The organism is Pseudomonas sp. MD195_PC81_125 (assembly GCF_014060985.1).
Taxonomy (GTDB): Bacteria; Pseudomonadota; Gammaproteobacteria; order Pseudomonadales; family Pseudomonadaceae; genus Aquipseudomonas; species Aquipseudomonas parakoreensis.
Genome location: NZ_JABULD010000702.1, coordinates 1 through 7437, shown reverse-complemented (window position 1 = coordinate 7437; position 7437 = coordinate 1). Strand labels below are relative to the sequence as shown.

Here is a 7437-nt window from a genome sequence, read left to right as displayed (position 1 = left end):
CTGGATGCCTGACGGGCGTTGGTTTTTCTTGCCGCAGCTGCTGGCTGCTTGTCGGGCGCAGAAGCCACGCCTTCTTCGCACAGCCGTTGGATCAGCCTCTGCGCATTGTCCGCACACGCCATCCCCGCAGGTTTGCCCTCGATCCCTTTGATGACCAGCAGCAGTTGTTCCTTGTTCTGCGCCAGCCGTTGCTGCAGCACCTCGATTTCATCGACCTTTTGCTTCAAGCCACTGAGCAATTGGTCGTGCTGCCAACCGTTGGCATTCATCGGCATTAACTGACGGATTTCCTCCAGGGAAAAACCTGCCGCCTGCGCGCCGGTGATGATATGCAACACCCACTGTGTGTCGGGGGCGTAATCGCGATAGCCATTGGCTTTGCGCGCGACCGAAGTGATCAACCCGCTCGCTTCGTAGAAGCGGATGCGCGACGGCGCCAGTCCGCTGATTTTTGCCAGTTCACCGATTCTCATGTCCGACTCCGCAAGCACGTTAACCTTGAAGCTGACTTTAAACCTGAAGGAGCGCAAGCGCCAACACGGCAGATCAAGCCAGCAACTCAGTGATCCACTGAATCTGTCGCGAAATTTCTTCCAGTTTTTCCTCGGGCACTTCCTGGCGCGCCTGTTTGAAACTGGCCAGCGTTTTCTGTCTCTGCCGTAAGAGACGCTGCCATTTGGCGAGGAATGTCGGACTGCGCGCCTGCATCTGCAATGGGCCGAAGTACAACTGTCGGGCGCTGTAGCTCACCGGGGCACCGCGCTCGGCGACGATGATTTCGTAGAAGAAACGGTTTTCCTGCAGCACTTCCTCATCGAGGATGCGGTAACCGTTATCCATCAGCCACCGGCGCAGGGGTTGCTCGCCGCCGTTGGGTTGCAGGATCAGCCGTTCGTGGCCGCGCAAACGCGCCTTGCCGCTGTCGAGAATGTCACGAATCGTCTCGCCGCCCATGCCGCACAGGCTGATCGCGGTAATCCCGTCGGACGGCTCGATCGCCGCCAGGCCACTGGCCAGACGCACAGTGATGAACGGCTGAAGATCGTTGTCGCGCACCGTGCGCACCGCGGCATGGAACGGTGTCTGCGCTACCTCGCCGGCCACCGCCGCAACGATGGCGCCACGGCGCAACAGGGCCACCGGCAGATAGCCGTGATCCGAGCCGATATCCGCCAACCGCGCGCCAGCCGGTACATGCGCCGCCACCCGCTCCAGTCGCATGGACAATGTGTGTTCGTTCAACTGCCGCCCTCTTCCCCAGCCATCGCCGGCGCTGCTGGCCGGACAAGGGGCGCGACTCTAGCGGGCGGTGGCGGGTATTTCAAATCCGGACGCGCGCGCCGGTGTTCCGACGTAGCTCGATGCAGAGGCGCATGCGTCGGCTATCCTCATGGCAGCCGGTCTACGAATCTGCGCGCAGCCCTGTCTCAAACCAACCCATGCACTCTTGGAAAAGATCAATCTTGAACACAGCCCTCGACGCGCTGCTGACCAGCGATTTCCTGACGTTACCGAAGCCATGATCGAGCGCGAGCAGCTTCACCGGCAAGGTTACGCGCTGCTGCGCGATGCGATCCCGGGGAATTGGCTCGCCGACCTGCGCGCGATATTCGATGCGAATGTGCAAGCATCGGAACACTGGCCGGTACCGCGCGGCATGGACTGGCGCCATTCGCTGCTGGACCTGGATGCAACGGTGCAAGCGGTGTGTCGCCTGCCGCAGGTTCTGACGGTGGCAGGCGAGTTGATCGGCGAACGCTTCTTCCTGTCCCAGGTCGAGGGTCGCGAACCGCTTGCCGGCGGAGGCCATCAGCAACTGCACCGCGACTTGTCGATCCAGCGGCCCGGCGACATGGTCAACGCCATCGCCTTTTTCGATGACTACGGCCCCGACAACGGCGCCACGCGCATCGTCCCGGGCAGTCACCGACCTTTACCACAACAGCCACCATTCGACCCCAACGACGAGACTGCTGTCGTGCAGCTTTCAGGGACGGCGGGGGACATTTTGCTGTTTTGACGTCGATCTGCTCCACGCGGGCAGTCGCAACGTGAATGGCGCACGTCGGCGCTCTATTCTGATCAACTATTGCGCGCAGGCGCTGTATAGGACGCAGCTGGAAACAGCGGGCTTGCGCGGTGTGCGAATGGACACCCGTGAGCAGTTTGATCCCGCATCGCTGCAACAGGCTCGCCAAATGGCTGCGACCCGGTTCTAATGCGCGCTTGATGGGCACATGCCCGGCTCCACTTCACCGAGTAGAAACATGAACCGCCAAAAGAAACTGCAGCAGTTGTTCAAGGAAAAGGCCAAAAAGGCCAGCGCCAAACTGGCGCCGAAAAAGCCCAAATACATCAGCAAGGCCGACCGCGCAAAGATGGCTGCCGAAGCGGCGGCCGAGCCGGTTGAGAGCAGCGAGAGCTGATTCTGCAATTCAGGTTTCGATCACACTCAGTCGGCTGAGACAGGCAGTCGGCACGCCAGCCACGCGCCCCAGAACAGACTGCTGAAGAAGCGCGTCGCCTGGCCAAATCCCGCCTTATGCAACAACGCCTGAACCGCTGCTTCGGAATGCGGCGGATCCGCGCCCTGCAGGATTTTCCCGAGCTTGGCGACCACCTCCTCAGCACTCGCGCCTTGCTGCCGCCATCTCTGCCCCCACGCCTGCAGCAATAACGGTTGGCTGGCATAGGCGTAATGATTGCCCGCCACAATCAGCGGTGCGCCCGGTTTCAGCCGCGCCTGGACCGAGCACAGGATGTGTTGTTTGGGTTCATCACCCTTGAGGTGATGAAGCACGCCGATCAATGTTGCCGCATCGAAGGATGGGGCGGCCGGCAAGTCATCGACATGCCCGAGATGCAGCTGCGTTCTGTGCAGTAATTCGTGGGCCTGCAATTGCTGCGTCGCGGCGTCCAGCATGGGTGCCGAAGGATCGACAGCGGTGAAACGCCAGTCCGGCTCCAGCGCGGCCATTGCGATGATTTCCTGCGCCGTACCCCCCGCGCCCACCACCAGCACGTTTGCCGCCCGCGCCGGGCCGAGCGTGGCCGCCAACATGCAAGCCGCCAGATCGTGACAGGCGTCGTAACCGGCCAGTGCGATACGGCTCTGTCTGGCGTACTCGCTGGCGCGCGAGGTGTCGAATTTTGCTGCAGGGTTGGTCGAGGATGAGGCCACGATGATTCTCCTTGTCGTTGGGGCACGCTACGCCGGGAAACGAGACAAGAAAAATCGAATCATTTCATAGGCCACATTCCTGCCGGGAATAGGGATCGGCTGTAGCTTATAACCGGCGAAATTCCCCGGTCATCCGCTGGAGTTCAGCAGGCTTGTGGAGCGGGTGGCGTTGTGATTGTCCGGGGGCAGTCAGATGCGGCGGGCCATGATCAATCCGAATTGCCGTTTATTGTTGCAGCCGCTAGCCTCAGCAACAGCCAAAAGCACAAATCAGAGACCCGCATGACGCTACGCCCCGCCACCGATGGTGACCAGACAACCCTCTTTGACTTGCATCGAGCAGTCTTTCGCGAGCACATCGAAAAAATATGGGGCTGGGATGAGAAGTGGCAACGGGCAAATTTCACAGCGGAATTCGCCTGCGCAGCCACTTCGATTATTGAACAAGATGGCCGGATTGTTGGATACGTGCAGATTCTGGACAAAGAAGATCGAATCCATGTTCAGAACATCGCTATTTCGCAGGCGTACCAAGGCAAAGGCATTGGCTCGCGCATTCTGAGGAACCTCCAGCTGCAAGCTGCTGCCCGCAAGGTGCCTTTGCAGTTGGGCGCTTTTCGCACGAACACATTGGCGCAGAAGCTCTATGAACGACTGGGCTTTCGCCGGACTGGCACAACCGACACGCATATCGAAATGTCATGGACCGGCGCCTGACAGTCAGCAGCCGTGATCCGAATCCCTCGGCGTAAAAGACCTTCCCTGACTCAACCTGCAAGGACATTCAATGACACGCTCGCTGCAGTTCGAACAAGTCGACGTATTCGCCGATCACCCCTACGAAGGTAATGCGCTGGCCGTGGTGGTGGATGCAGATGGGCTGACGACCGAGCAGATGCAGGCGTTCGCCCGCTGGACGCAACTCAGTGAGACCACTTTTCTATTGAAGCCCGAGGCGCCGGACGCGCACTACCGTGTCCGAATCTTTACACCGTTGCGAGAGTTGCCCTTCGCTGGGCATCCCACCCTGGGCAGCTGCAAAGTGTGGCTCGCGCAGAACAACGACCATGAGCAGGTCGAGATTATTCAGGAGTGCCCGGCGGGCTTGATTCGGGTACGCAAACAAGGTGCGCAACTGGCGTTCTCCGCGCCACCATTGGTGCGCAGCGGGCCGCTGGAGGCAACGACGCTCAACCTGATCGAACAAGCACTCGGCCTCTCCACCGGGCAGATCCGCGCGAGCCAATGGGTCGATAACGGCCCGGGTTGGGCGGGCGTGTTGTTGGCGAGTCGCGAAGACGTGTTGGCGATCAAGCCTGATTACGCGGCGCTGCGGGGGCTGAATGTCGGGGTTATTGCGCCGTGGGTGGGTCCAGACGCTGAAACGGACGTGGAAGTCAGAGCCTTCATGGGCGAGGAATGCGCCGAGGACGCCGTCACCGGCAGCCTCAATGCGAGCCTGGCTCAGTGGCTGATCGGCTCAGGCATCCTTGGCGACCGCTACACCGTGAGCCAAGGCACCGCCATCGGCCGCCGCGGCCGATTGCACATCCAGAGCGTGGACGGCACCGTCTGGGTCGGCGGTGCCGTTCAGCACTGCATTTCCGGCCGGGTGGTATTTTGATGAGCCATGGATGCCAGGCTGCGGCATTATGAGGACAACCACAGCAAAACACGCACGCCCCCGCCCTGCTAACCGGAAATTTTCCGCCGTGCCCGGTTCGATCACCTAACCTCATAGATTGTGTGATCAACGAGAACCGGCCCCTCCGATGCGCAACACATTGAAGGCATTGTTTTTTGTCGCGCTGACCGTGCTCGCTGCGGGCAGTTCGCTGCTGTGCGCGGCGGATTTGCCGGCGCCCTCGGCGACCACTGCGGCGCCGCTGGTGGAGGTCTCGCAAAGTGATCTGCAAGCCTTGCAATTGCGTCTCGACGGACTGAAGCAGCAGATTTCCGCCGCCAACAATTACAACCAGCTCGAAGGCCCGCAGGACCGGGTGCAGACGTTCATTCTGGATGTCGATCGGTTGTCCGCATCGTTGTTGCCGCAGCAGGCGCAACTGGCGGTGCAACTGGGGGTGCTCGGCGCCGCACCGGATACGCAGATTGCCGCCGAACAGGCGGAAATCGCCGCACAACGGGCGCAGCTCAACGAGCAAAAAAACAAGGTCGATGCCACGCTCAAAAGCCTTGCCGCGCTCAAGCAGAGCGCAGCCGAGCTGATCACGCAAATTGCCGGGATTCGCCGCACATTGCTCGAAAGCGAACTGACGCTGCGCACCGACAGCATTCTGAGCCCGGCCTTCTGGTCGCCGCTGGTGGTGCCGGAACCGGATGATCGTCAGCGCCTGAAGTTTTTCATCGATCAGGTGAACCTCACCTGGGCCACCGTCTGGGCCCCGGGGGAACGGTTTTTCACCTGTGTGCTGGTGCTGCTGGCGCTGGCTTTCTGGACGGTCGGCCGCCGACTCGCCGAACGTGGCCTGACCTGGCTGTGCATCCACCGCATGCCGGAAGGTCGCCTGCGTCGCAGCGCGCTGGCCTTCGCCTCGGCGCTGGCGACCCTGGGCACCACAGCCATCGCCCTGCACCTGCTGTTCTATGCCTGCACCCGTCACGAGCCGTTGACGCCAGTGCTGCAGACTTTTTCCGAAGAATTCGAAAAAGCCGTTTACGCCTGCGTCCTGATCACCGCGTTGAGCCGCGCACTGCTGTCGACCCAGCATCCTTCATGGCGGCTGCCGGCGATGGCCGATTCGGTGGCGCTGGCGTTGCGCCCCTATCCGAGGATTCTCGCCGCCACCCTGCTGGTGCTGGTGACGCTGGTGCAAGTCAGCAACGCCACCGGCATGAGCAGCCAGATCGTGATCGCCCAGCGCGGGGTGATCGCCATCGTGGTGATCGTGATTCTGGTGCCGTTGCTGTTGCGCGTCGGCAAAGTGCGCAAGGCGTTGATCATCGCCAATGAACCGGAGGCCGCCAGCACGTTTGCCGGAGCGATCTACAGCATCGCCACGGTGTGCATGGGCGTGTCGGCGCTGGCCTTGCTCACCGGCTACGTGTCGCTGGCCCGCTTCATCACTTTTGAGCTGGTATGGGCCTATATCGTGCTGGCCGGGTTCTATTTACTGGTGCAAGTGGTCAAGGACGCCTGCGAGTACCTGTTCTCGCCGCGCTACTCGGCGGGCAAGACGCTCAAGCAGACTTTGGGCCTGGGCGACCGGCGGCTGGAACAGATCTCGATTGTGCTGTCCGGTGCCAGCCGCGCCGGGCTGTTGCTGCTGGCGGTCATCACCTTGTTCGTCGGCGGCATCGGCACCACGTTCGGGCAACTGACCAGCAATGTCCTGGGCATTCTCGGTGGCGCCGGCTTGCGCAAGCTGAACATCGTCCCTGCGCACCTGATCAATGCCGTGCTGGCGCTGCTGATCGGTATCTACCTGATCCGCGCCCTGCGCCGCTGGCTCGACAACGAATTCCTGCCCAAGACCGACATGGATCCGGGCATGTGCGCGTCGCTGAGCACGCTGTTTTCCAACATCGGTTATGCCACGGTCATTCTCCTGACGCTGTCGTCACTGGGCGTGCGCTGGACCAATCTGGCGTGGATCGTCAGTGCGTTGTCGGTGGGGATCGGTTTCGGCTTGCAGGAAATCGTCAAGAACTTCGTCTCCGGGCTGATCCTGCTCACCGAGCGCCCGGTGAAGGTTGGCGACCTGATCAGCATCAGCGGCGTCGAAGGCGATATCCGCCGGATCAACGTGCGCGCCACGGAAATCCAGCTCAGCGACCGCTCCATCGTGATCGTGCCCAACTCACAATTGATTTCGCAGAACCTGCGCAACGTCACCCTCGGCGGCAGCGCCCAGGGGGTGGCGAGCCTGGAGCTGATGTTCCCGCTGGACATCGACCCGGAACAGGTCAAGGAACTGCTGCTGAACACCTACCGCGAAAACGAAAACATCCTCGACAAACCGGCGTCGTACGTGCGCTTCAGCAAACTCTCGCCCGATGGCATCACCTTGACGGTGACGGGCTATGTCGGCAGCCCACGGATCGTCGGCGGGACCAAGAGTGATCTGCTGTTCGAGATTCTCAAGCGGTTGGGGGATGAGGGGATTGCGCTGGCGAAACCGGCGTCGAGCCCGTGACCCCTAAAAGGTTTTGCGGTGTACACGGACTTGGTTACTGGCCGAGATTACTGTGGGAGCTGGCTTGCCAGCGATGGCGGTGCGTCAGTCTGCACGGGGGGG

At 61.3% G+C, this 7437-nt stretch carries 7 protein-coding genes and 1 pseudogene; 5 read left to right on the top strand and 3 right to left on the bottom strand.

Going from position 1 to position 7437, the window contains the following annotated elements:
• Positions 1-473, bottom strand: a 473-nt coding sequence (locus HT737_RS27500; protein WP_182404400.1) for a MerR family transcriptional regulator, incomplete at its 3' end; no start/stop codon positions are given.
• A 73-nt stretch (positions 474-546) separates the two neighbouring features.
• A complete protein-coding gene (locus tag HT737_RS27495) occupies positions 547-1242 on the bottom strand; it encodes a tRNA (adenine(22)-N(1))-methyltransferase TrmK (protein WP_182404399.1) in 696 nt (231 codons plus the stop codon).
• Between the two features lie 277 nt (positions 1243-1519).
• Between HT737_RS27495 and HT737_RS27490 the strand changes: the two are divergent.
• Both HT737_RS27490 and HT737_RS27485 read left to right on the top strand, forming a co-directional pair.
• A pseudogene (locus HT737_RS27490) lies at positions 1520-2219 on the top strand (phytanoyl-CoA dioxygenase family protein).
• A 48-nt stretch (positions 2220-2267) separates the two neighbouring features.
• Complete coding sequence (locus HT737_RS27485; RefSeq protein WP_065118213.1) at positions 2268-2426, top strand: DUF2986 domain-containing protein; 159 nt, start codon at positions 2268-2270, stop codon at positions 2424-2426.
• 26 nt (positions 2427-2452) lie between these two features.
• Here HT737_RS27485 and HT737_RS27480 read toward each other — a convergent pair whose 3' ends face one another.
• Positions 2453-3181 carry a class I SAM-dependent methyltransferase gene (locus HT737_RS27480; protein ID WP_182404398.1) on the bottom strand — a complete coding sequence of 243 codons (729 nt, stop codon included), beginning with the start codon at positions 3179-3181 and terminating at the stop codon, positions 2453-2455.
• Between the two features lie 219 nt (positions 3182-3400).
• Here HT737_RS27480 and HT737_RS27475 point away from each other — a divergent pair, with 219 nt between their 5' ends.
• The 3 genes from HT737_RS27475 (at position 3401) to HT737_RS27465 (ending at position 7335) form a co-directional block, all read left to right on the top strand.
• Complete coding sequence (locus HT737_RS27475; protein WP_306287281.1) at positions 3401-3898, top strand: GNAT family N-acetyltransferase; 498 nt, start codon at positions 3401-3403, stop codon at positions 3896-3898.
• A 70-nt stretch (positions 3899-3968) separates the two neighbouring features.
• Positions 3969-4805 carry a PhzF family phenazine biosynthesis protein gene (locus HT737_RS27470; RefSeq protein WP_182404397.1) on the top strand — a complete coding sequence of 279 codons (837 nt, stop codon included), beginning with the start codon at positions 3969-3971 and terminating at the stop codon, positions 4803-4805.
• Between the two features lie 148 nt (positions 4806-4953).
• A complete protein-coding gene (locus HT737_RS27465) occupies positions 4954-7335 on the top strand; it encodes a DUF3772 domain-containing protein (protein WP_182404396.1) in 2382 nt (793 codons plus the stop codon).
• The last annotated feature ends 102 nt before the right edge of the window (positions 7336-7437 follow it).